19 protein-coding genes are annotated in these 23389 nt (G+C 35.6%); 7 read left to right on the plus strand and 12 right to left on the minus strand.

Going from position 1 to position 23389, the window contains the following annotated elements:
• Nucleotides 1–152 precede the first annotated feature (152 nt).
• Both GQ45_RS02500 and GQ45_RS02505 read left to right on the plus strand, forming a co-directional pair.
• Nucleotides 153–1109 carry a glycosyltransferase family 2 protein gene (locus GQ45_RS02500; RefSeq protein ID WP_047414816.1) on the plus strand — a complete coding sequence of 319 codons (957 nt, stop codon included), beginning with the start codon at nucleotides 153–155 and terminating at the stop codon, nucleotides 1107–1109.
• Nucleotides 1093–1962 (plus strand): lysylphosphatidylglycerol synthase transmembrane domain-containing protein, encoded by an 870-nt coding sequence (locus GQ45_RS02505; protein ID WP_047414818.1) that lies wholly within the window; start codon nucleotides 1093–1095, stop codon nucleotides 1960–1962. Before GQ45_RS02500 ends, GQ45_RS02505 begins: the two co-directional genes overlap by 17 nt.
• A 112-nt stretch (nucleotides 1963–2074) precedes the next feature.
• Here GQ45_RS02505 and GQ45_RS02510 read toward each other — a convergent pair whose 3' ends face one another.
• The 7 genes from GQ45_RS02510 to mnmA all read right to left on the minus strand — a co-directional run bounded on the left by GQ45_RS02510 (nucleotide 2075) and on the right by mnmA (nucleotide 9043).
• On the minus strand, nucleotides 2075–3736 hold the full coding sequence (locus GQ45_RS02510) for a glycosyltransferase family 39 protein (protein ID WP_047414820.1): 1662 nt from the start codon (nucleotides 3734–3736) through the stop codon (nucleotides 2075–2077).
• On the minus strand, nucleotides 3733–4302 hold the full coding sequence (locus GQ45_RS02515) for a phosphatase PAP2 family protein (protein ID WP_047414822.1): 570 nt from the start codon (nucleotides 4300–4302) through the stop codon (nucleotides 3733–3735). The genes GQ45_RS02510 and GQ45_RS02515 overlap by 4 nt, the downstream gene beginning before the upstream one ends.
• 3 nt (nucleotides 4303–4305) lie before the next feature.
• Nucleotides 4306–4533 carry a hypothetical protein gene (locus GQ45_RS02520; protein ID WP_047414824.1) on the minus strand — a complete coding sequence of 76 codons (228 nt, stop codon included), beginning with the start codon at nucleotides 4531–4533 and terminating at the stop codon, nucleotides 4306–4308.
• A gap of 52 nt (nucleotides 4534–4585) precedes the next feature.
• Complete coding sequence (locus GQ45_RS02525) at nucleotides 4586–5962, minus strand: MATE family efflux transporter (RefSeq protein ID WP_047414826.1); 1377 nt, start codon at nucleotides 5960–5962, stop codon at nucleotides 4586–4588.
• Between the two features lie 77 nt (nucleotides 5963–6039).
• Nucleotides 6040–6813 carry a nucleoside triphosphate pyrophosphohydrolase gene (gene mazG / locus GQ45_RS02530; RefSeq protein WP_047414828.1) on the minus strand — a complete coding sequence of 258 codons (774 nt, stop codon included), beginning with the start codon at nucleotides 6811–6813 and terminating at the stop codon, nucleotides 6040–6042.
• 95 nt (nucleotides 6814–6908) lie between these two features.
• Nucleotides 6909–7850 (minus strand): nitronate monooxygenase family protein, encoded by a 942-nt coding sequence (locus GQ45_RS02535; RefSeq protein ID WP_047414830.1) that lies wholly within the window; start codon nucleotides 7848–7850, stop codon nucleotides 6909–6911.
• A gap of 2 nt (nucleotides 7851–7852) precedes the next feature.
• Nucleotides 7853–9043 carry a tRNA 2-thiouridine(34) synthase MnmA gene (mnmA, locus tag GQ45_RS02540; protein WP_047414832.1) on the minus strand — a complete coding sequence of 397 codons (1191 nt, stop codon included), beginning with the start codon at nucleotides 9041–9043 and terminating at the stop codon, nucleotides 7853–7855.
• Between the two features lie 182 nt (nucleotides 9044–9225).
• On the opposite strand from mnmA, the gene GQ45_RS02545 reads away from it, so the two are divergent.
• The 3 genes from GQ45_RS02545 (at nucleotide 9226) to GQ45_RS18330 (ending at nucleotide 14112) form a co-directional block, all read left to right on the plus strand.
• Entirely contained in the window at nucleotides 9226–10221 is a 996-nt protein-coding gene (locus GQ45_RS02545; RefSeq protein ID WP_052188099.1) for a fasciclin domain-containing protein, read from the plus strand.
• Between the two features lie 201 nt (nucleotides 10222–10422).
• On the plus strand, nucleotides 10423–11406 hold the full coding sequence (locus GQ45_RS02550; RefSeq protein ID WP_047414834.1) for a fasciclin domain-containing protein: 984 nt from the start codon (nucleotides 10423–10425) through the stop codon (nucleotides 11404–11406).
• Nucleotides 11407–11622: 216 nt separating this feature from the next.
• The gene (locus tag GQ45_RS18330) at nucleotides 11623–14112 is read left to right on the plus strand and encodes a fasciclin domain-containing protein (RefSeq protein ID WP_197056898.1); all 2490 of its coding nucleotides are present in this window, start codon (nucleotides 11623–11625) and stop codon (nucleotides 14110–14112) included.
• 432 nt (nucleotides 14113–14544) lie between these two features.
• On the opposite strand, the gene yidC is transcribed toward GQ45_RS18330, so the two are convergent.
• The 3 genes from yidC to GQ45_RS02570 form a co-directional block, all read right to left on the minus strand.
• On the minus strand, nucleotides 14545–16401 hold the full coding sequence (gene yidC, locus GQ45_RS02560; RefSeq protein WP_047414836.1) for a membrane protein insertase YidC: 1857 nt from the start codon (nucleotides 16399–16401) through the stop codon (nucleotides 14545–14547).
• A gap of 114 nt (nucleotides 16402–16515) precedes the next feature.
• Nucleotides 16516–18129, minus strand: a complete 1614-nt coding sequence (locus tag GQ45_RS02565; RefSeq protein ID WP_047414837.1) for a CTP synthase — start codon at nucleotides 18127–18129, stop codon at nucleotides 16516–16518.
• Between the two features lie 59 nt (nucleotides 18130–18188).
• Nucleotides 18189–18434, minus strand: a complete 246-nt coding sequence (locus tag GQ45_RS02570) for a DUF3820 family protein (RefSeq protein ID WP_255352026.1) — start codon at nucleotides 18432–18434, stop codon at nucleotides 18189–18191.
• 68 nt (nucleotides 18435–18502) lie between these two features.
• On the opposite strand from GQ45_RS02570, the gene GQ45_RS17465 reads away from it, so the two are divergent.
• Both GQ45_RS17465 and GQ45_RS02580 read left to right on the plus strand, forming a co-directional pair.
• Nucleotides 18503–19789, plus strand: a complete 1287-nt coding sequence (locus tag GQ45_RS17465; protein ID WP_052188100.1) for a hypothetical protein — start codon at nucleotides 18503–18505, stop codon at nucleotides 19787–19789.
• A gap of 90 nt (nucleotides 19790–19879) precedes the next feature.
• Nucleotides 19880–20746 (plus strand): hydroxypyruvate isomerase family protein, encoded by an 867-nt coding sequence (locus GQ45_RS02580; RefSeq protein WP_047419945.1) that lies wholly within the window; start codon nucleotides 19880–19882, stop codon nucleotides 20744–20746.
• A gap of 183 nt (nucleotides 20747–20929) precedes the next feature.
• On the opposite strand, the gene GQ45_RS02585 is transcribed toward GQ45_RS02580, so the two are convergent.
• Together GQ45_RS02585 and ggt are read right to left on the minus strand one after the other, a co-directional pair.
• Nucleotides 20930–21643: a hypothetical protein gene (locus GQ45_RS02585; RefSeq protein ID WP_047414839.1), complete on the minus strand. Its 714-nt coding sequence runs from the start codon at nucleotides 21641–21643 to the stop codon at nucleotides 20930–20932.
• Nucleotides 21644–21697: 54 nt separating this feature from the next.
• Entirely contained in the window at nucleotides 21698–23389 is a 1692-nt protein-coding gene (ggt, locus tag GQ45_RS02590) for a gamma-glutamyltransferase (RefSeq protein WP_047414841.1), read from the minus strand.

The following is a 23389-nucleotide window of genomic DNA, read 5'->3' on the forward strand; positions in this document are numbered from 1 at the left end:
TCTGGAACGAATTAAATACATAGCTAAAACCATAACATTCAGTTGTCAGCTTCCAGCACTTCGAAGTAAAAATAAAGTATGCCTTTGAAAAATAAGTAAAAGAATAGGGTTTCACTAAAATACCATAAATTTGCAATTGTAAAATTATTTATATGGAAGTTTTAACCGACCAAATGCTCTCGATTGTTGTTCCCTTATACAATGAAGAAGACAATGTGGTATTGCTCACACAAAAGATACATGAAAGCCTAGTCGGGTATAGTTATCAAATTATTTATATCGATGATTTTTCAACAGATGGCACTCGAAAAATGATAAAGAAAATGAACGATACGAAGGTTCATTTAATCGCTTTAAAGAAAAATTATGGACAGAGTTTAGCCCTTGCTGCAGGAATAGATTATGCTGAAGGAGAATATATTATCACCATGGATGGAGATTTACAGAACGATCCCAGTGATATTCCACAAATGTTAGCCTACGCCGTGAGAGGTGAATATGATTTAATTACAGGCATCCGTCAAAAAAGGAAAGACTCTTTAGTAAAGAAAATACCGTCTAAAATTGCTAACTTTTTGGTTAGGCGTGTCACTAAACTAGATATTAAGGATAATGGTTGTGCCTTAAAAGTATTTACAAAAGACATTGCTAAAGATCTTAATTTATATGGGGAAATGCACCGTTTTATTACGTTGTTGGCCTTTTTAGAGGGGGCGCAGATTAAACAAGTTCCTGTTAAACATCATGCACGTCATGCCGGCGTCTCAAAATACGGATTAGAACGTGTTTTTAAGGTAGTGGCTGATATGATGTTGTTATTATTTATTCGCAAATATATTCAACGCCCCATTCACCTATTCGGAATTTTTGGCGTACTCCTAATTATGTTAGGGATAGTCATAAATATGTATTTATTAGTAGTGAAATTAATGGGAGAGGATATTGGAAATAGACCATTATTAATATTTGGATTGATGTTTATTTTGGCAGGAATTCAGTTATTTACTATCGGAATTGTAATGGAGTTATTAATTAGAACCTATTATGAATCACAACAAAAAAGACCTTACAGAATAAAAAATATAAGTATCGGTGACCAAACCAAATAAAAAGCTAATTACGGCCCTAAAATTTATCATTAGTGGGCTTTTAATCTATTTTATTTTCACGAAAATTTCTTTAGAGGAGGTGTTACAAACCTTAAAAAAAACTCAGCCTTTATTCCTTTTTTTAGCGCTCGTTTTTTTTATAGCATCAAAAGTTGTAGCGTCCTTTAGAGTTAATTTGTATTTTGGTCAATTGCATATTTTTTTAACACAGTGGAGTAATCTAAAGCTCTATGTGTTGGGTATGTTTTACAACCTTTTTTTACCTGGAGGAATTGGTGGTGATGCTTACAAGGGCTATGTGATAAAAAAGGAATTTGATGTCCCTACAAAAAAAATAGTTTCTGCTTTGGTTTTAGACCGTTTAAGCGGACTATTACTTCTTTTCATTTATGCCTGTATTCTCGTTAGTTTTTTGAACTTGAAAATTGTATTTCCTATTGCATACCTTGCCGCTACCTTAATCATCCTAAGCATTATTTTATTTTGGGCAATACACCAAAAATTCTTTAGGTATGTGGTACCCATTTTTTGGAAAACCTTTGGGTATTCTGCTCTGGTTCAGTTATTCCAATTAGCTAGCGCCTATTTTATTTTAAAGGCCCTTCAAATTGAATTTGATACCAGCGCATATTTGTTTATTTTTTTAGTTTCCTCTATTGTTTCGGTAATTCCCTTAACAATTGGTGGTATTGGCAGTAGAGAACTTACTTTTTTTTATGGTGCCACATTGTTGCATTTAGACGAAAACACTTCGATAGGGGTAAGTATGGTTTTCTTTTTAATTACGGCTCTAGTTTCTTTTGTAGGGGTGTTCTATCACTTTAAAAAGCCTAAATTAGAGTTAAAACAATGAAGAACTGCATCTTCTGGCTTTTTTGAAGGAAAAGAAAGTACAAGTTTAGAGATTCGTTAAAAAGGGTAATGTTCGTTGGTTCTAAAGAAAAGGTCTCCTAAGCTTATCAATCTCATTTAAAAATATGTACCAAATGCTTATTCCTTAGTGTTTTTTTTCTGGTAGCGGGGTTTAAAAATTTGGCTTGTAAACGAGTTATTCTAAAATCGATAACCGTGTATTGTTTATTCCAATCGAAGCCATGATCTTTTAGGATTTGTAATTCTTCATCCGAAGCGTAGACCCAAAGCGCATCGATGTCTACCAAATCTTCTACAGCAATACGATTAACTGGTTGTTGATTATAAAAATCTAAAGCCCAGGTGTGTTCTTCTGATAATTTGTAGATTAAATCTTTAGGGATATTTTGGTCTTTGACTACTTGAGCCATTGAAGATCCAGCTTGGTAGCTTAGCAAATTCGGATAAAAATGAAAATTCAATACAAAATTTAGCAAAATTGATGTTATTGCGGCAGTAGTAATAATACGTACGCTATAAGGCCCAGGTTTTAAGATGTAGTAAATGATAATTGCTCCTGCGATAGCAAATAAAAAGTAGGATAGCATCGATTGTATTTCAAAAACATAAAAGCAGAGTAGGAGAGCGGCTATAAACACAAATCCTAATATAAAATACTGAATACTTAATAAAACTTTAATAGCCTTCTTTTTTACAAAAATATTTAAGCTATACAAATACGATGCCGTCAAAATAGAAAATAACGGCATTACAATATTCAAATAATGCGGTAATTTAAACTGTGCAAAACTGATAAGAATAAAAATTAATGTAATACCTCCAAGGGTTAAAAATTCGTACTTCGGATTGTATTTGAATCTTAAATTAAAAAACGTTTTAAAACGTGCATAATACGCAGCTATTCCAATCAAAGTCCAGGGTATAAAAGTCCATAAAAAAGTATGAAAAAAGAATACATAATCACTACTATTCTTTCCAACACCCTCGCCACTCATACGCTCAAAACTTTGTTCCCAAAGAATAAACAAAATACCACTCCGGTCTTGACGACCGCGAATAATTTTTTCTGGATGCAAATCAAACTGAAGGTAATATGCGTATAGTATTGGTGTAATGGTTACAGCAAAAACAAGTATAGCCACGAATACACGCCAGTTTAAAAAGCGCATCCATTTGCGCGTATACGCTAAATGACATAAGATGGGCAAGCCAATAACCACAAGGGCTATTTGACCTTTTGTAGAAAAAGCAATTCCTGCACCAAAAGCGCCTAAAATGATATGTTTTAAAGAGTTTTTATTACTATAGGCTGCCAAATGCCATAGCGAAAAAATAGTAAAACCTGTTAAAACTGCGTCGGTTCTTACATCAATTACTGATAAGACTATAGTTTGTGAAGTCAAAAAGATTAAAGCAGCAATTTTTCCAACGTAATTGTTATACAATAACTTTCCTAACCCGAAACAGCTATAGGCACCTATAACGGTGGCTAAAATTGCTGGTATTCTGTATGCCCAATCGTATAAACCAAATATTTTAAAAGATAAAGCTGAAAGCCAATAATGCATGTGGGGCTTATCTAAATATTCCTCTGGCCCTTTGAACAAGTTTATAAAATCATTTTCCTGTACCATTCGCATGGCCATCACAGCAAATTGGGCAGAATCGTTTTCAAATAAGGTAGAAAATAGTCCTGCACAATAAATAATAAGAACTAAAAAAAGTAAAAACCAATATCTGGCATTTGATATCATAGCCTAAATTTAAGCGTTGCAAATATAAATAACTTTGCAAATAACCAACTAAAAATCAAGCCAATAAATGCCCCTGTTATGCTATCTAAGGGAAAATGTACACCAATATAAATTCGACTATAGGCGACCAAACAAGCCCATGTTAGCAACAAAAAACCAATATACTTATATTTTTCTTTCAGCAAATAGGTGAATAAAAAAGCTACAGCAAAAGCATTTGAGGCATGTGCCGAAAAATATCCAAATTTTCCACCACAAGAACTTTTAACCAAACGCATTAGTCCGTTTACTTCTTCATCATAACAAGGCCGTAAACGCTGTACACCATATTTAAAGAAGTTAGCTAACTGGTCAGTTACCGTAATTAATAAGGCTATTGTAAGTAGTAAAAGAAGTAATTTTTTTAGTCCGTATTCTTTATAAAAAACTATGGCCAAAAGCAAATAAATAGGAACGGCACTAAATTTATGAGTAATAAATAACCAAAAACCATCCCATGATGAAGTTCCTAAATTATTCAGGAAAAGAAAAAGTTCTTTATCATATTGGATTAATTCTTCGAGCATAGTTTATTCTTCGTATCGAGATACTTCTCGGTCGTAAAAAACAGTAGCTTGTTCAATAAGATTTTCTGCTTCTGCTTCGAGTTCTTTTTCGTCTTCCTGAGAAAAATCTTCTAACCATTCTACATCATCATTCTCTAAATTAATAATAAAACGAGGATATTCTGTATGTACCACAAATATGGCTGTAGGATAATCAGTGTTATCGCCTAATAAAAATTTTGGAAAGTCCATAAACTACTATTTTTAATGATAAAAATACAATTAATTGTACTGTTAAACTGCTTTATGCTTTAGCATTCGCAATTAATTTAAGGGTTAAAGTATTGAATCTAATATACAAAAGAATGGCGGATGTGGTTAAACCCGCTAACAACCCAATCCAAATACCCGTACTTTTTAAATCGGTATACAAACACAAGTAAAAACTGGTCGGGAAGCCTACCAACCAATACGCTATAAAAGTAATGACCGTGGGTATTTTCACATCTTGAAGTCCACGAAGGGCTCCTAGAATAACTACTTGTAAGCCATCAGATATTTGAAAAACAGCAGAAACAATAAGTAATTGCGCTGCTATTAAAATTACCTCGGTATTATCAACTTGGTTTGCCACATCGTTCACATCTAAATAAATAGATGGCAACCAATGATTAAAAATTAAAAAGATGGCGGCAAAAACAATTTCTAATAAAAAAGTAAGCAAGAAAATTGAATAGGCAATACGTCGTAATTCTTTAAAATTGAGTAAGCCTTTTTGATTTCCTACTCGAATCATGGCGGCGACACCTAAGCCCATACCCACCATAAAGGTCATACTCGACAAGTTCAACGCAATTTGGTTTGCTGCCTGATGGTTTTTTCCTAAAACACCACTTAGCCACACGGCTGAAGTAAAAATAGCAACTTCAAAAAACATTTGTAATGCAGAAGGAAATCCCAAATTGAAGATTTTACTCATCACTTTTTTCTCTAAGACTCTAAAATTAAAACCTGTGACGTAGGGATGAAATTTCTTTTTATTACGCAACAATACCCATAAATAAATAACCATGACCACTCTTGAAACTAAAGTGCCAATAGCTGCACCAACGATACCCATTTCAGGAAAACCCCAATTCCCAAAAATTAATACATAGTTTAAGAAAATATTGACCACATTTGCGATAACTGTGGCATACATGGGGTATTTTGTTTGTGATAAACCTTCAGAAAATTGTTTAAATGCTTGAAATATAATTAAAGGAACTAAAGAAAATGCTACCAAATCTAAGTAGGGCATAGCTAACTCAACCACTTCAATCGGCTGTTTCATTAAGTACATTAAAGGCTTAGCTACTAAAATGAGACCGAATAAACTTAGTCCTAAAAAAGTGCATAGGACTAAACCGTGTTTAAAAGCGCTTTTACCTGTCGACACTTGACCTGCAGCATCAGCTTCGGCTACCAAAGGCGTAATAGCGGTAGAAAAACCAATACCTAAAGACATGGCTATAAACACAAAACTATTTCCTAAAGATACTGCTGCCAGTTCAGCGGTACCCAACTGACCCACCATAATATTATCAGCAAATTGAACAAAAGTATGACCCAACATTCCTAATATTACCGGGAATGATAGGCTGAGATTGTATTTAAATTCTTTTGTGTATTGTGAAAACAAAGTGGAAAATTTTGTGCAAATATAAGTTGTTCTTATGGGTAAAAAACAAGTTTTAAAAGATAGTTTTAGGCAAAGAATTATCTGCGTTTCGCTTCATTCCAAAAAACATCCATTTCAGCTAAGGTCATGTCTTTTAGTTCTTTTCCTAAGCCTTTTGCTTTTTGTTCTAAGTATTGAAATCGTCCAATAAATTTTTTATTGGTGCGCTCTAAGGCATTTTCTGGATTTATTTTTAAAAATCGCGCATAATTTACAAGAGAGAAGAGCACATCACCAAATTCAGCTTCCATAGCATCATGATCATCCTTAGCAATTTCTGTTTTAAACTCTTGTAATTCTTCCTGTACTTTCTCCCAAACCTGCTCCGGTTCTTCCCAATCAAAACCTACAGCGGTAACTTTTTCTTGTATTCTGCTAGCTTTTACGAGTGCCGGTAATCCTTTAGGAACGCCTTCTAAGACACTTTTTTTGCCTTCCTTAAGTTTCAATTGTTCCCAATTTCGCTTTACTTCGTCTTCGTCTTTTACCTTTACATCGCTATAAATGTGCGGATGTCTATGAATTAATTTTTCGCAAATTTCATTCGCCACATCAGCAATATCAAAATCATTGGTTTCACTGCCAATTTTGGCATAAAAAACGAGGTGTAATAGTAGGTCTCCCAATTCTTTTTTTACTTCCTCTAAATTATGATCTAAAATAGCATCACCTAACTCGTAGGTTTCCTCAATGGTTAAAGAACGAAGGGTTTGCATCGTTTGTTTTTTATCCCAAGGGCATTGTGTTCGTAGCTCATCCATAATAGTGAGTAAACGGTCGAATGCTTTTAATTGGTCAGCTCTTGAATTCATTATTGTTGGGTTTCTGGATTTTGGATTGAAAAATCTTAGGCCTCAAATTGTTTAAGCCACCAATATCAAAATTTTTATACTACTTATGTGTTGGTTTATAAACTCAAAACTCTAGTCTTTGCTTCTTCAAATTCTTTCATCATAGTTTTCACAATCTCACCCGCAGGTTTTATGTCGTGAATAAGCGCGGCAACCTGACCTATTTCAAGCTCACCTTCCTCTAGATCGCCTTCAAACATACCTTTTTTTGCTCTTGCTCTACCCAAGAGTGCTTTTAAAGCTTCGGCGTTTGTACCTTCCATGTATAGCTTTTGAATATCGCTATAAAACTTATTCTTTAATAGTCTTACTGGTGCTAATTCTTTAAGCGTTAAATGCGTATCGCCTTCTCCAGCTTCAACCACTTTTTGCTTAAAGGATGGGTGAGACGATGCTTCGTGGCTCGCCACAAATCTGCTCCCCACTTGAACGGCATCAGCTCCTAAAACCATAGCCGCTAACATAGCACTACCACTTGAAATTCCTCCTGCTGCGATAATCGGAATGCTAATTTTTTCTTTTACTAAGGGAATTAAAGTCAAGGTAGTAGTTTCATCACGACCATTGTGTCCGCCAGCTTCAAAACCTTCGGCGACTATGGCATCAACTCCGGCTTCTTGTGCTTTTAGTGCAAATTTTACACTACTTACCACATGGACCACTTGTATTCCTTTTTCCTTTAAAAAGGTAGTCCATGTTTTTGGATTTCCGGCAGAGGTGAATACTATTTTCACCCCTTCCGCCACAACTATATCCATAAGTTGTTCCAAATCGGGGTACAACATGGGTATATTTACTGCAAAAGGTTTTTGTGTTGCTTTTTTGCATTTTTGAATGTGTTCTTGCAGTACGTTTGGATACATGGATCCTGCGCCTATAATACCCAACCCACCTGCATTGGAAACTGCAGCGGCCAATCGCCAACCGCTAGCCCAAATCATACCTCCTTGGATAATTGGATAATCAATCTTAAAAAGTTCTGTTATCTTATTCTTCATTCTTATGAAATTACACCAGATCCTATTAATTCATCATTGCAATACCAAGCAACAAATTGGCCTTCGGTGATCGCCGATTGTTTTTGTTCAAAATCAACATAAAGTCCACCGTTGATTTTATATAAAGTCGCCTTTTGAAGTTCCTGACGGTAGCGGATCCGGGCTTGTACTTCCATTCGTTCATCTTCTTTTAATGCTAAATCTGTACGCACCCAATGCAATTCTTCATCGCTTACAAAAAGGGTATGTCGGTACAATCCAGGGTGGTTTTTACCTTGTCCCGTATAAATTATATTTTCATCAACATCGGTTTCTATAACAAACAAGGGCTCTTTAGTACCTCCCACCGCTAAACCCTTACGCTGTCCCTTGGTAAAATAATGTGCACCTTGATGTTCTCCGACAACTTTTCCATCATGAAGATGGTACTTTGGTTTTTGAGAACGGTAAGCTAATTCTTCATTTTTAGTTAAAAAATCGATCTTTTCGGTGTTGTAAATAGGAGTGTGCGATGGTATTTCTATAATGGTTCCTTTTTTAGGTTTTAATTTTTGTTGTAGAAACTCTGGCAAGCGCACTTTTCCTATAAAGCAAAGCCCCTGAGAGTCTTTTTTTTCAGCTGTAATTAAGTCGTTTGCTGCGGCTATTTTCCGTACCTCAGGTTTTAATAATTCGCCAATTGGAAAAAGAGTTTTAGAAAGTTGCTCTTGGGATAACTGACATAAAAAGTACGACTGATCTTTATTTGGGTCTTTCCCAGAAAGCAATTGATAGGTTTTAGATCCGTCATTATTCGTAATAGTGCCTTTTCTACAATAATGACCTGTAGCCACATAATCAGCCCCTAATTGCAGGGCTATTTTCATAAAAACATCAAACTTAATTTCACGATTGCAAAGCACATCAGGATTAGGTGTGCGTCCTTTTTCATATTCGTTAAACATATAATCAACAATGCGTTCTTTATAATCAACACTCAAGTCCACGGTTTGAAAAGGAATGCCTAGTTTTTCAGCTACAATCATCGCATCATTACTGTCCTCTAACCATGGACATTCATTAGAAATCGTCACCGTATCGTCATGCCAATTTTTCATAAAAAGACCAATTACATCATAACCTTGTTCTTTTAAAAGATAGGCTGCAACACTTGAATCTACACCTCCTGAAAGGCCAATTACTACTTTTTTCATGGGTCTATAAAATAAGGGAACAAAAATACAAAAAATGCTTTTAAGAGGTATAGTCGATTACTAAAATGTAATTTGACAGTTGCAACTATTAATTTTTTGTTAAATGAGCTAAAAAAAAGCAACCAAAAGTAAATAACACATCTACTTATTAGTTAACAACTAATACTAAAAAATACATTTTGATGAAACACTTCATAAACTTAAAATCGTTTATTTTACTTTTTCTTGGCGCCATCTCTTTGGTGTCTTGTGATTTAAGTAATGATGAAAATAATACTATAAATACATCTATTGTAGATGTTATAAAGGCCAATCCAAATTTAAGTAGTTTAGTGGCCGCATTAGAAGAAAACCCAGAAAGTAATTTACTTAATTCGCTATCAAGTTTCGGAAGCTATACGGTATTAGCTCCAAACAATGCCGCATTCGATGAATTCTTAAATGGTGCAGCACTGTCGGATATTCCAGCTGCGGATTTAGAGGCCTTACTTTTAAATCATATAATTCTCACGCAAGCAAATGCCGCTACCTTTGTGAGTGCCAATGAAAATGGCGTATTTTATGCAAAAACAGCAGGTTCAATTTTGATAGGCGACGAAAGGTCATATCTCAATATTTTCTTCGATGTTGTGGATGATGTACTTAGCTTTAATGGAGAAGCAAATGTTATTCAGGCAAATCTTGTGGCCGACAATGGGTATGTTCATATTGTAGATAAGGTTATTAAAATACCTTCGATTGTTGATTTTGTTGTGGCGGATTCAAGATTTTCATCTTTACTCGGTGCCTTAACTGCTCCTGGTCAGCCAGATTTTCCGACCATATTGAGTACGCCTAATGGTACAGCGCCTGCACCTTTTACGGTTTTTGCGCCTGTTAATGAGGCTTTCACTGCGCTTGAAACGGTACCGACTGGAGAAGAGTTAACTAAAGTATTACAACATCACGTCATTGCAGAAGAAAATATTTTTATCAATCAAATTAGCACAGGATTAGAATCTCCTGCCACTTTAGAAGGGGATATTCTAACCTTTAGGATTCAGAATGGTTTTGGTTTTATTGAAGACGGAAGTGGAAATACGGATGCAAAATTCATTTCAGAAAACTTGGATATACAAGCAAAAAATGGAATTATACATGCTATTGACAAAGTGCTTATTCCAAATTTGGATAATTAAATAATATTAAAAGTTTTGTTTAAGCTGCCAAAAGGCAGCTTTTTTTGTAATCAGCGGCTACTTAGTATTGTATTTCGTTAAACTTATATTAAAAAAGGTTAAACAAAAGCAACCTTTTAAGTTTTTATGCATCTTTGTAATGTTGACTGTTTTTAATTAAACATTAAACAAAAGCAAAATAATAATTTAAAATCCCTAACAATGAAAAATTTAATTTGGTTAAAAAAAACAGTATTAATTTTGGTTTTAGCGTCTTTCACGGTAGCCTGTAGTGATGACGACGAAGTATCAGCTCAAGGAACTACCATCACTGATTTAGCAATTGCTAGTCCAGCTTTATCAAATTTAGTAGCAGCACTTACGGCTGCTGATGGTGATTTACCAGCGGTACTAAAAGGTGCAGGACCATACACTGTATTAGCGCCAACCAATGCAGCTTTTGAAACTTTTTTAGATGGTAGAGCTTTAGAAGATATTCCTTCTGAAGTTTTAACCCAAGTGTTATTAAACCATGTATTAAACGGAAAGGTAGAAGCGGCAGATTTAACAGGCTTAAATGCTGATGGTATTTTTTATGCTTCTACATTAGCAACAGGAGCCAAAGCAAATACTCAAATGAGTATCTATTTCGAAACTGAAGGTGGTGTTGAATTTAATGGATATTCAAATGTAGTTGATCCTAATATACAAGCTAGTAACGGTGTTATACATGTTGTGGATGCCGTAATCGATTTACCAACGGTTGTAGACTTTGCTTTAGCCGATGATCGTTTTTCTACTTTAGTCAGCGCATTAACTGCTGACGATTCTTTTGGATATGTAGCTGCTTTACAAACTGCCAATGGAACTAACCCAGCTCCTTTTACCGTTTTTGCGCCAACTAATGATGCTTTTGCAGCACTTTTAGTTGATTTAGAAGTAACTGGCCTTATCTCCATTCCAATTCCTACCTTACAAACTGTTTTAGAATTGCACGTAGTTCCTGGAACAAACGTACTTTCCTCTGAATTAGCTGGTTTAGACGGACAAGCAGTACCAAGCCTTGGTGGTAGTAATATTACGATTCAAGCGTCTCCTGCAGGGATTATTGGTCCTGGGAACGATACTACCTTAAATCCTATTGTAATTGCAGATGTTCAAGCATCAAACGGTGTTATTCATGCATTAAGTAGAGTGATAAGATAATACTTATGTTTCGTATAGAAAGCCCTTCTGAGTTGAATTTTAGAAGGGCTTTTTTTATGCATAAAAACAAAAATTAGCTTAAAATTTTCTCATTTTGTTAAATTATTATTAAAAAAGATTAAACAAACGCAACCTTTAAGTGATTAGCGTATCTTAAAAGTGATTAACATTTAAATGAAAAAGTTAAACAGTTTAAACCTAAAAACACGCAGTATTATGAAAAAACTATTAAAATTTAAAAGTCTATTACTAAGTATTGTTTTGCTCACATTCGTCTATTCATGTGATGACGATGATAATCAGCAACCTGAAATGAAGTCTAACATCGTGCAAACTGCTCAAGCAACTGACGCCCTTAGTAGTTTAGTTGCCGCTTTACAAAAAGCCGATGAGGGAACTAATAATAATTTAGTGAGCACCTTAAGTAGTGATTCTCAATTTACTGTTTTTGCTCCAACCAATGATGCCTTTACCGCCTTATTTGCAGAATTAGACGGATTTGATTCTTTAGATGATTTTGATTTGATGGAAGAAAAGAATCTTTTAGCAGAAATTCTTAAATACCATGTAGTTGCGGGTGCAGGTGTTAAAGCTGCAGACTTAGTTGATGGGCAATCTATTAAAACCGTTCAAGAAGAAAATGTAGTTATTCGTTTAGATGGCGATAAAGTTTTTGTACAGGATGCGACCAGTGCTGATGCTGAAGTCGTGATTGCTGATGTAGAAGCTAGTAACGGTGTTGTTCATGTGGTAAATAAAGTATTGGTACCCCAGGCTGTTTTAGATGCTTTGGAAAGTATTGCTATTGCCCAAAGAAATCTTGTTGATGTTGTAGTAAATACTGAGGTTTTATCTTTTTTAGAAGCTGCGGTTATTAAAACCGACTTAGTAGCTACATTAAGTAGTGCTGGTCCATTTACGGTATTTGCACCAACCGATGATGCTATTGCTGCTTTATTTGAGACTTTAGGTGATGACTATACTAGCTTAGATGATTTCGATACAGCAGACGAAATTGCATTACTAAAAAATATTATTTTATACCACGTAATCCCCAACGCTCAAATTGCTGCAGGTGATTTAGCTGCTGGTTCTGTGGGTACTGCTTTTGCAGAAAATAACATAGAAGTACTAGCTTCTGGAGGTTCTTTTGTAATTGGTGATGCGTCTACAGTGGATGCCAATATTACAGGAACTGATATTTTTGCAAGTAATGGTGTTGCACATACGATCGATAAAGTGTTATTACCACAAGTGGCTATTGACGTAGTGAATAGAATTACAAACGGTACCTTAGTAGATATCGTTGTTGCTACACCAGCCCTTTCGCTATTGGAGCAAGCGGTGCTTAAAGCTGATTTAGTGGGTACCTTAAACGGGGCTGGACCATTTACTGTTTTTGCACCAACGGATGATGCATTTGTTGCTTTATTAGCTGTGTTAGGAGACGATTTTACTAGTCTTGATGATTTTAATACGCCTGCAGAAATAGCTTTGTTGAGAAACATTTTATTGTACCACGTGATCCCATCTGAAGTAAAAGCCGGCGATTTAGCTGCCGGAATGGTAGGGACTGCTTTTGCTGGAAATAGCGTAGAGGTTATTGCTTCAGGAAATACTTTCGTGATTGGTGATGCTTCCTCATCAAATGCAAACATCACAGGTACGGATATTTTAGCGAGCAATGGTGTGGCACATACCATTGATAAAGTTTTATTACCACAAGCTGCACTAGATTTTGTAACAAGGTTGACCAATGGAACTTTAGTGGATATCGTTGTGGCTACCACACCACTTTCTATATTAGAAGCCGCTGTTATTAAAACTGGTTTGGTTGAGACCCTAAATGGAGCTGGGCCATTCACTGTATTTGCTCCTACAAATGATGCTTTTGTTGCTTTATTAAATGCTTTAGGTGATGACTATAACAGCCTTGATGATTTTAATACTACTGCTGAAATCGATTTATTGAGAAACATCTTATTATACCATGTGATTCCAAACGCCGAGGTAGCTGCTGGAGATTTAGAAGCGGGTATGGTAGGTACTGCTTTTGCAGGTAATAGTTTAGAGGTGATTGCTTCTGGAGGTTCTTTTGTAATTGGTGATGCTTCTGCTACAAACGCTACAATAACAGGTACAGATATTTTTGCAACTAACGGTGTTGCACACACTATCAATAAGGTCTTATTACCAGCAGCTGCAGTTGAATTTGCTACAAGAATTAGCAACGGAAGCTTAGTTGATATTGTGGTAGGAACTCCTTCTCTTTCAATTTTAGAGGAAGCTGTAATTTTAACTGGCTTAGTAGATACTTTAAATGGAGCTGGTCCTTTCACCGTATTTGCACCAACAAATGATGCCTTTGAAGCATTATATAGAATATTAGGACAAGATTTCGTAAATAGAGGTATGGCTGCCTTTGATACTCCCGAAAGAATAAATGCTCTTAGAAATCTTTTACTATACCATGTGGTACCAGGACAAGTACTTGCTAATCAGTTAAGTGCTGGTAGTGTTCCAACCGCATTTACAGGGAATTCTTTTACAGTGGTTGCGTCAGGAAACAGTTTCGTAATTAGAGATACCACTTCAGCTAGTGCTGATGCTGGTATTGTTGCTACTAATATATTAGCAACTAACGGAGTTGCTCATGTAATCAATCAAGTATTGGTACCCTTATCTTCTTTCGGTCCATTACATTAATAACCTAGATTGTTCATAAATGTAAAAGCTGTTGTAAATTTTGCAACAGCTTTTTCTTTTCATAAACCTTAAGAATTAAATGGGCTCATCACACAACAATTCGGATGAATAAACAAGAAACCTCTTGGTACCTTAGTGTTAGGTACAAATTTTCTATCGTATTTTATTTTTATCAACGCAATGAATATACTCTTCAAAATAAGTTGTTCCGTGCCGAGCTAAAAACAGGTTTAGGAAAGCATAAAATTGTCTAACAACATAATTTGACACTTTAATGTACAAAACAGACCCATTGACAACTATAATTTTAAAATACTCCTGCTAAAGCGCATCTTTGACATCCCAAATCTTACCAAACAACCTCAAAAAAAAGCTCCTAAGTAGTATTATCTACAAAGGAGCTTTTTTCATTAATGTACAATTCAGTTTTTCTTATTTTTTACCTATTTTTTTTTGCTGTTCTGCTTGTTCCATCATCTCACGCATTTTCTTCTGAAACTTATTTTCTTTCTTAGGCTTCAGTTTATTTTCTTGAATCTGTGCGTGTATTTTTTCATCATCCAAAATAAAATGCTTAATCGCTAACATGATAAAAATCGTAATTAAGTTCGATACGAAGTAATACAAACTCAATCCACTGGCAAAACTATTAAAGAAAACCAACATGAACAACGGAGATAAATACATAATAAACTTCATATTAGGCATTCCTGGTTGTTGTGTCATATTCTGACCGGTAGTCATCATCATGTAAAAGAAAATTGCAATCGAAGCCAAAATTGGGAACAAACTTACGTGATCTCCGTAAATAGGAATACTAAAGGGTAATTGTGCAATAATATCATAAGATGCTAAATCATCGGCCCATAAAAATGGTTTTTGTCGCAGAGCAAAGGATGTTGGAAAGAACATAAATAAGGCATAGAAAATAGGCATCTGGATTAAAGCTGGGATACAACCACTAAGCGGACTTACGCCTGCCTTGTTATTCAGCTTCATTGTTTCTTGCTGTCTTTTCATGGCGTTGTCTTTATACTTTTCGTTAATCTCTGCAATCTCTGGTTTTAAAACCTTCATTTTAGCTTGAGATAAGTACGATTTATAGGTCACGGGCGACATCGCTAAGCGCACTAAAATAGTCATAATTATAATGGCAATTCCGGCAGGAGCAAAACCACTTAAAAAAGTAAATAAAGGTGTAAATACATACCTGTTAATTAAACCGAAAATACCCCAGCCAAAGGGAATGGAATCTTCAAGTCCCAATTCTTTATATTGTGCTAAAACTTTTACATCGGTAGGGCCGTAGTACCAATTCATGGTGTAGGCCAATTCGCCATCTTCGAGCTTTAAAGGAGCTTGGGTTTCATATTCTTTCATAAACCCTTGGGTATGGCTTTCTTCAGTGACCAAATTTGTGGACTTTAATTTAGCGGATTCAAAATGTGTATTCGTAGCTAATATAGAGCTAAAGAAGTGTTGCCTATACGATAACCACTTTATGTCCGTTTCTGTTTCTTCGTCTAAATCACTACTTTCAGATAACTTACTTATATTACCATCTTCATGATTATACGTTAATCGAGTGTATCGATTGGCATATTGAATACTTTTTGAATGACGGATAGCCTTTAATTTCCAATCTAAATTAATGGGTTGCGCATTATTAATTACCCTACTCAAACCTTGAGATCGAATCGAGAAATCGACCAAGTATTCGTTAGGCTTCATCTCGTAGGTATATTCTAAAAATTGATTTGCAGCAACTTTAGCTTTCATTGAAAGTGTAGTTACGCCATTAGCCTCTGTTAAACTAGGTTCAAAAAATAAATCTTTTGTGTTTAAAACCCTATTATCGGTAGTTGTAAAGTTAAGGGCGAACGATGCATTACCATCTTTAATTAAATAGACAGGAATAGAATCGTATGTTTTGAACTCTTTAAGTTTTACCTCAGTAATTTCACCTCCTTTATTACTGATTTTCATGTACACCAAGTCATTTTCCAAAACAGATCTTCCTTCGATGGCTTTGGTATAGCTAAAAGCTCCAATAGAACTTTTATAATTTGCGATTGCCGTTGAATCATTTAAGTTCAGGCTGGCTGGTGCAGGGATTTCTTGTACAACTGGCTCTTGCTTTTCAGAAGCTACATCTACTTGTTCTTGTTGAACTTTTTTGGCATCAATTTCTTCTTGAGAAGGTTGATTTTGCCAAAACATAAAAAGCAATATTCCAAAAATCAAAACAAAACCTATGATTGTATTGACGTCTATTTTTTTTTCTTCCATCTAAAAACTATTCTATTTTATTCTGATTTTTTTATTCAATTAACAAATATAGCTCCAATTATAACACTTGTGCCATACTGACATATACGCTTAAGGCATTATTCTGTAAAGAAATTAAATTTTGTGTAACAAAGCTGCTTTTACAAAACCAACAAATAAAGGATGAGGGGTTAAAACTGTACTTTTATACTCGGGGTGGTATTGCACGCCTATAAACCAGGGGTGTTTAGGAATTTCGATAATTTCTACCAAACCAGTCTCCTTATTAACACCAGAGGCAATCATACCTGCTTTTTCTATTTGTGCTTTATAATCGTTGTTAAATTCATAGCGATGGCGATGACGTTCTGAAATTTCGGTAGCACCATGATATACCTCTTTAACTAAAGATCCCTCTTTCAGCTCACAGTCCCAACTTCCTAAACGCATCGTACCTCCTTTATTGGTAATGTTTTTTTGCGCTTCCATTAAGTTAATAACAGGATGTTCTGTGCTAGCCAACATTTCCGTAGAAGTAGCATCCTTGTAACCGAGAACATTTCTAGAAAATTCAATAACTGCCATTTGCATTCCAAGACAAATCCCTAAAAAAGGAATATTGTTTTCTCTTGCAAATTGTACTGCCTTAATTTTGCCTTCTATGCCTCTTTCTCCAAAACCTGGAGCCACTAAAATACCATTTAAGCCTTTTAATTTTTGCTCATAATTTTTGACAGTAATATGTTCCGAATGTATAGAACGAACATTAACTTTTACTTCGTTAACGGCACCTGCATGTATAAATGATTCTAAAATGGACTTATAAGAATCCTGTAATTCTACGTATTTACCTACCAAACCAATAGTTACTTCATGTTTCGGGTTTTTATGCTTGTTTAAAAACTGATTCCATAAATCTAAATTTGGTCTTACGGTATCAGGCAAGGCCAATTTTTGAAGGGTAACAGTATCTAAGCCTTCTTCTTGCATTAAAATGGGCACATCGTAAATCGTTGATGCATCAATCGATTGTATCACAGCTTCTCGCTTAACATTACAAAAAAGGGCTAATTTTTGTTTAATTTCATCAGAAATTTCATGCTCAGTTCTGCATACTAAAATATCAGCATTTATCCCGCTTTCCATGAGTGTTTTTACAGAATGCTGTGTTGGTTTTGTTTTTAACTCTCCGGCTGCAGATAAATAGGGTATTAAAGTTAAATGAATAACAATACCATTGTGATCTCCTAATTCCCATAATAACTGGCGAACCGCTTCTATATAGGGTAATGATTCTATATCGCCAACAGTGCCACCTATTTCTGTAATGACAATATCATAATCACCACTTTTTCCAAGAATCTGTATGCGCTCTTTAATTTCATTGGTGATATGTGGAACCACCTGCACTGTTTTTCCTAAAAACTCTCCACGACGTTCTTTATCTATAACACTTTGGTAAATTCTACCCGTCGTAACATTATTAGCCTGTGACGTTTTTACATTTAAAAACCTTTCGTAGTGTCCTAAATCTAAATCAGTTTCTGCTCCATCGTCAGTAACATAACATTCTCCATGTTCATATGGATTTAAAGTCCCTGGATCTATATTGATATAGGGGTCTAATTTTTGAATGGTAGTTTTATAGCCTCTGGCCTGCAAAAGTTTTGCTAAAGAGGCGGCGATGATGCCTTTGCCAAGCGAGGATGAAACCCCACCTGTTACGAAAATATATTTTGTCTGTGACATGAAGCGCTAGGTTGATTACTTAACGCAGGCAAAAGTACAAATTGCACAAGATATACCGCCTATTGTTTAGGAAAATCTTTTTGAACCTTTTTTATTAAAGCTTCTAGGCCATTTATTTTAATTTCTGTCATGGCCCTAAGCAAGTTACCGAGTTTACCTTCAGGAAATCCTTGCTGTTGAAACCAAATTAAATAGGGTTCAGGTAAATCTACTAAATAACGCCCTTTGTATTTTCCAAATGGCATTTTGTAATGCGCTAGCTCAATTAATTCTTGGGTATTGTTTTTTATAACATGGTCTTTCACATCCAAATATATAAAAGTTGCGTATATATTTTAATCATAAAATAGAATAGTTTAAAAAACATTTCCAAATGAAAAAAATTATAAGAATTAGTTTTTGTATTCTTATTTTGAGCGCATGTTCTAATGATCGCGAAGATCTTTTAGACGCAATTACAACTGACAGTAACCCGCCCATTGACCAATCAAATCTTGATAGCGATGGTGATGGTGTTAGCGATACCGCAGAAAATGAAGATGGTACGGACCCCAATAATACTTGCTCTTTTATAGTAACTAAACAAACCATAAAAACTTCGGATGCATGGAATGAAGGTGACTGTGATGCTGACGGCCTTAAAAATGCTTTGGAAATTACAGACAAAACAAACCCTTTAAAAGCAGATTCTGATGAAGATGGAGTGCCAGATGGCGTTGAGAAAACAGACGGTACTGATCCCTTAAAAGCCGATACAGATCAGGATGGGGTCAATGATGGAACCGAGAAAGTTGATGGTACAGACCCCTTAGTGGCAGATACTGACGGGGACGGAGTTCAAGACGGAATCGAAAAAAATGATCAGACCAATCCCTTAACTATTGATACTGATGGCGATGGTGTGAACGATGGTGTCGAAAAGGCCGATGCGACAGATCCCTTAAAAGCGGATACTGACGGAGATAATTTATCTGACGGAATAGAAAAAGAGTTGGGTACTGATCCCTTAAAAGTGGATACCGACGGTGATGGCGTTTCTGACGATATAGAAAGTTTAAATAATACCAATCCATTAGATTATTGTCTTTTTCTTTTAACGAGTCAAAATCAAACCCCCAGTAATGCATGGAATATTGAGGATTGCGATTTAGATGGTACTTCAAATGCCCAAGAAATAGAAAACGGAACAAATCCTTTAGTTTTTGATGAAACCACACCTGTAACTTCCCCAATTTCAGGGACTTGGAACTTAACGAATGCCGTTATTAATGATGGGACAGGTACAACAGTATTTTTGAATGCCACCTATTCATTAACCTACACGGCTACTTCAACGAATGAAAATGTAGTCGTTGAATTTACAGAAAACCCCAATAAAGTAACGAGTACAGGTACTTATGGTATGCTCTTAAAGTTCACGTTTTTAGGCACAGCCTATGAAGATAGATTTAGCTCAGAAAGTCCTTTTGCTAATGGCGATTGGGACATCCAAGGAACTGCGTTAACGGTAAGCGCAAATGCCACCGTGAATGGCTCTTATGAGATCATCACACTCACAGAAAACACCTTACAGATCAGTACGGCGATTGATAGGGATGTACCTGCAGGCGGTGTCATCATAAAAGCGAAAGGAACGCTAATTATGACCTTTTCTAAATAATTTTTTAAAAAATGTTCTAGGAAGTAGTCTTTTGTAGCCTACAGCACCTTTTTTTTAAAAATAAAGTATATTTTTAAGAAAAATATGGGTATGAAAAGAAGAGACTTTATTGGAACATCTGCTGTAGGTTCATTAAGCATCATTTCCTGCACGGCAGCAACGGCTTCGATACCAAGTAAAGAAAAAGATTTTGTTTTAAAACATAATATTAATCACAGTGTTTGTCATTGGTGCTTTAGTAAAATTCCCTTAGAAGAATTTTTAATAACCCTAAATAAGCTTGGAGTAAAAGCAGTTGATTTAATGGGACCTAAAGAATGGCCGCTTTTAAAAAAATACAATATTGATTCTGCCATGTGCAACGGCGCAGAAATTAGCCTTACTGAAGGTTGGAATGACCCGCAATACCACGAGGTACTTGTCAAGAATTATTCTGAAATGATTCCTAAAGTTGCCCAAGCTGGGTATAAAAACTTAATTTGTTTTAGTGGAAATCGCAGAGGAATGGATGATCAAGTAGGCTTGCAACATTGTATTGACGGACTTTCTAAAATTATGCCATTGGCTGAGAAACACGGCATAGTTATCCAAATGGAATTATTTAACGCCATTAATCATCCTGATTATATGTGTGATACCTCCGCTTGGGGAATTGCATTATGTAAAGGTTTAGGATCTGAAAGTTTTAAATTGCTTTTTGATATTTACCACATGCAAATTCAAGAAGGCGATATTATTAGAAGTATTCAAGATAATCATCAGTATTTTGGACATTATCATACCGCTGGAGTTCCAGGTCGCCACGAAATTGATGAAAATCAGGAGCTATATTATCCTGCTATTATGCGCGCTATTTTGGCTACAGGCTATAAAGGCTACGTAGCTCAAGAATTTATTCCTGAACGCGAAGATAAAATTGAATCTTTAAAACAAGGCTTTTTAATTTGTGATGTTTAATACGCTTTGGGCAATGCACTTCATATATTCTATGCGAGAAATTATTTTTAATCTGAACTAAAATTAGAGATTCTATTTGCTGTTTTAATTAAATCAACCTAGGTATACATGCAGGGGACATAGTATTTTTAAACGGATGAAGCAGACCTAGGTTTAAGTATATCAATCATTTTCGCTCCCTTTTTAATTATAAGCCCGCACTTCTCCCATATCCAATGGTACAGGACCTATGGTGTGAGAAGACGGTAAGTACAGCCCATTTTCCATCACTTTCCATTCGTCCCAAGTGGCTTCTAGACCACCAATCGGAATAATTTTTACCCACATTTGAAAACTAACTGGGAAGCCATTGTTCTGTAATTTCCATAAATAAGAGTCTCCAGGCGTTGTTCCTCCTGAGGAATAGGTGACTAACAAAGCTTCGGAGCCATCTTCTAAAAGTACTACATTTCGTTTGGTTCCTTTATCAAAAACTTTAAAAGGAGCCACTAACCAGAAAGAATCATTATTAAAAAAATTAACCGCCTTAACTATGATTTCTGATTTAGAAGCATTCAAAAGTTCAGTCGAATTTTGAAAAACGTGACTCTTAGTAGGGTCGGCAAGATTTAATTGAACCTTGTAATCACCCCATTTCACTTCAACTTCTCCCTTTGCTTTATGCCATTTGTACTGATGCGCTCCGCCAGCAAAAGTCCATTCGATATGCTTAGTTTGTACATACGCTTCATGATGTATAGCTGTTAACATTTTTTGTGCTAAAATATCAGCCTTTTCAGGTTTTGAACCCTCCGGCAAAGGTTCGTTATAGATCAGATACAAGGCCACGAATGCCAGGAAGAGCAAGGTGAATAACGCAAGAATAATTTTCAGTACTTTCTTAAAAATTCTTTTCATATATTTTCGTTGAGCACCCTGCGCTTTCGGCTGTGCCCATTTTTATTTGTAATATCAATACCCTACAGCCGCATCGTCACCACGCCTATCTGCACCACCTTCTAATTGGCCATTTGGCAAAACCAAAATAGCATCGACTTTCCCAATTATAGTATTGTCTTCTTCATTAATTTGATATCCTTTAGCTTTTAAACTAGTAATTAGTTCAGGAGATAAGCCATTGGGTTCAAAAATAAGAACATCTGGTAACCATTGGTGGTGAAATCTAGGAGCATTTACCGCATCTTGCATGCTTAAACCAAATTCATACGTATTCAATATCGTTTCTGCTACAGCAGTAATGATCGTTGAACCTCCTGGGGTGCCCACAACCATCCATAATTTTCCGTCTTTTTCAACAATAGTAGGTGTCATGCTACTCAACATTCTTTTCTCTGGTTGAATACTATTTGCTTCTGCGCCAATTAAGCCAAACATATTAGGCACTCCTGCTTTAGCACTGAAATCGTCCATTTCATTATTTAAAAAGAAACCTAATTCATCAGAATACAATTTAGACCCAAAATTACCATTTAAAGTAGTTGTTACAGAAACAGCATTACCCTCGGCATCAATAATAGAGTAGTGGGTAGTTTCCATACTTTCCAAAATCTCTACCTTACCATGGGAAACAGCATCAGAGCTTGTAGCCTGTTCAAAAGAGAAATCGGACATACGTTCTGTTAAATAGGTATCATTCAAAATTTGCTCTGAAGGTATTTCAACAAAATCGGGATCTCCTAAATAGTAATTTCGATCGGCATAAGCACGTCTAAAGGATTCCGTTAATACCTGAATTGTTTTTTCTGAATTATGTCCAAGGGTAGCTAGATCATAAGGCTCAATCATTTTAAAAATCTGATTCATAGTCACACCACCGCTACTTGGAGGCGCCATAGATATTATATTTAAATCTTTATAGTTAAACAGTACAGGTTCACGCCATACAGCTTGGTATTTTGCTAAATCTTCCTCAGTTACAAATCCTCCATTTTTTTGAATAAAGGCCGCCAATTTTTGAGCAATTTCTCCTTTATAGAAGCCATCGTGCCCTTGCTCCTGAATTATTTTTAATGTTTTTGCCAATGCTGGGTATTTTATGACATCGCCTGCATTGTACACCGTAGCGAATTTAGTGCTATCACCATTCACTTTCATAAATATTTCGCGATATCCTTTGAGTATTTCAGCTTGTTTTTCAGTGACTGTAACTCCGTTCTCAGCCAGTGCAATAACAGGTTCAAAAATAGCCTTTAGGGGCAATTTTCCTAATTTTTTATGCACTGCTATAATCCCAGCAATAGCACCAGGAACACCCACCGAAGTAGCTCCAAGCGTACTCATATTAGGAATAACATTTCCTTCAGCATCTAAATACATGTCACGATAGGCAGACAATGGTGCTTTTTCTCTAAAATCTAAAGAACCAACTTCTCCATTATTTTTTCGATATACCATAAAACCACCACCGCCAATATTCCCTGCTCTAGGGTAAGCAACAGCCAAGGCTAACTGCGTTCCAATCATGGCATCAAAAGCATTGCCGCCTTTCGCCATAATATCAGCACCTATTTTAGACGCTTCTTCTCGTGCAGAAACCACCATGGCCTTATCTGTAACTAAACCAGTTGGTGTTGGTGTTGGAGCTTGATTTTTACACTGGATAAAGCTCAAAAGTACGACAAGGAAATAAATGTATTTTTTCAT

This window comes from Cellulophaga sp. Hel_I_12 (genome assembly GCF_000799565.1).
Classification (GTDB): domain Bacteria; phylum Bacteroidota; class Bacteroidia; order Flavobacteriales; family Flavobacteriaceae; genus Cellulophaga.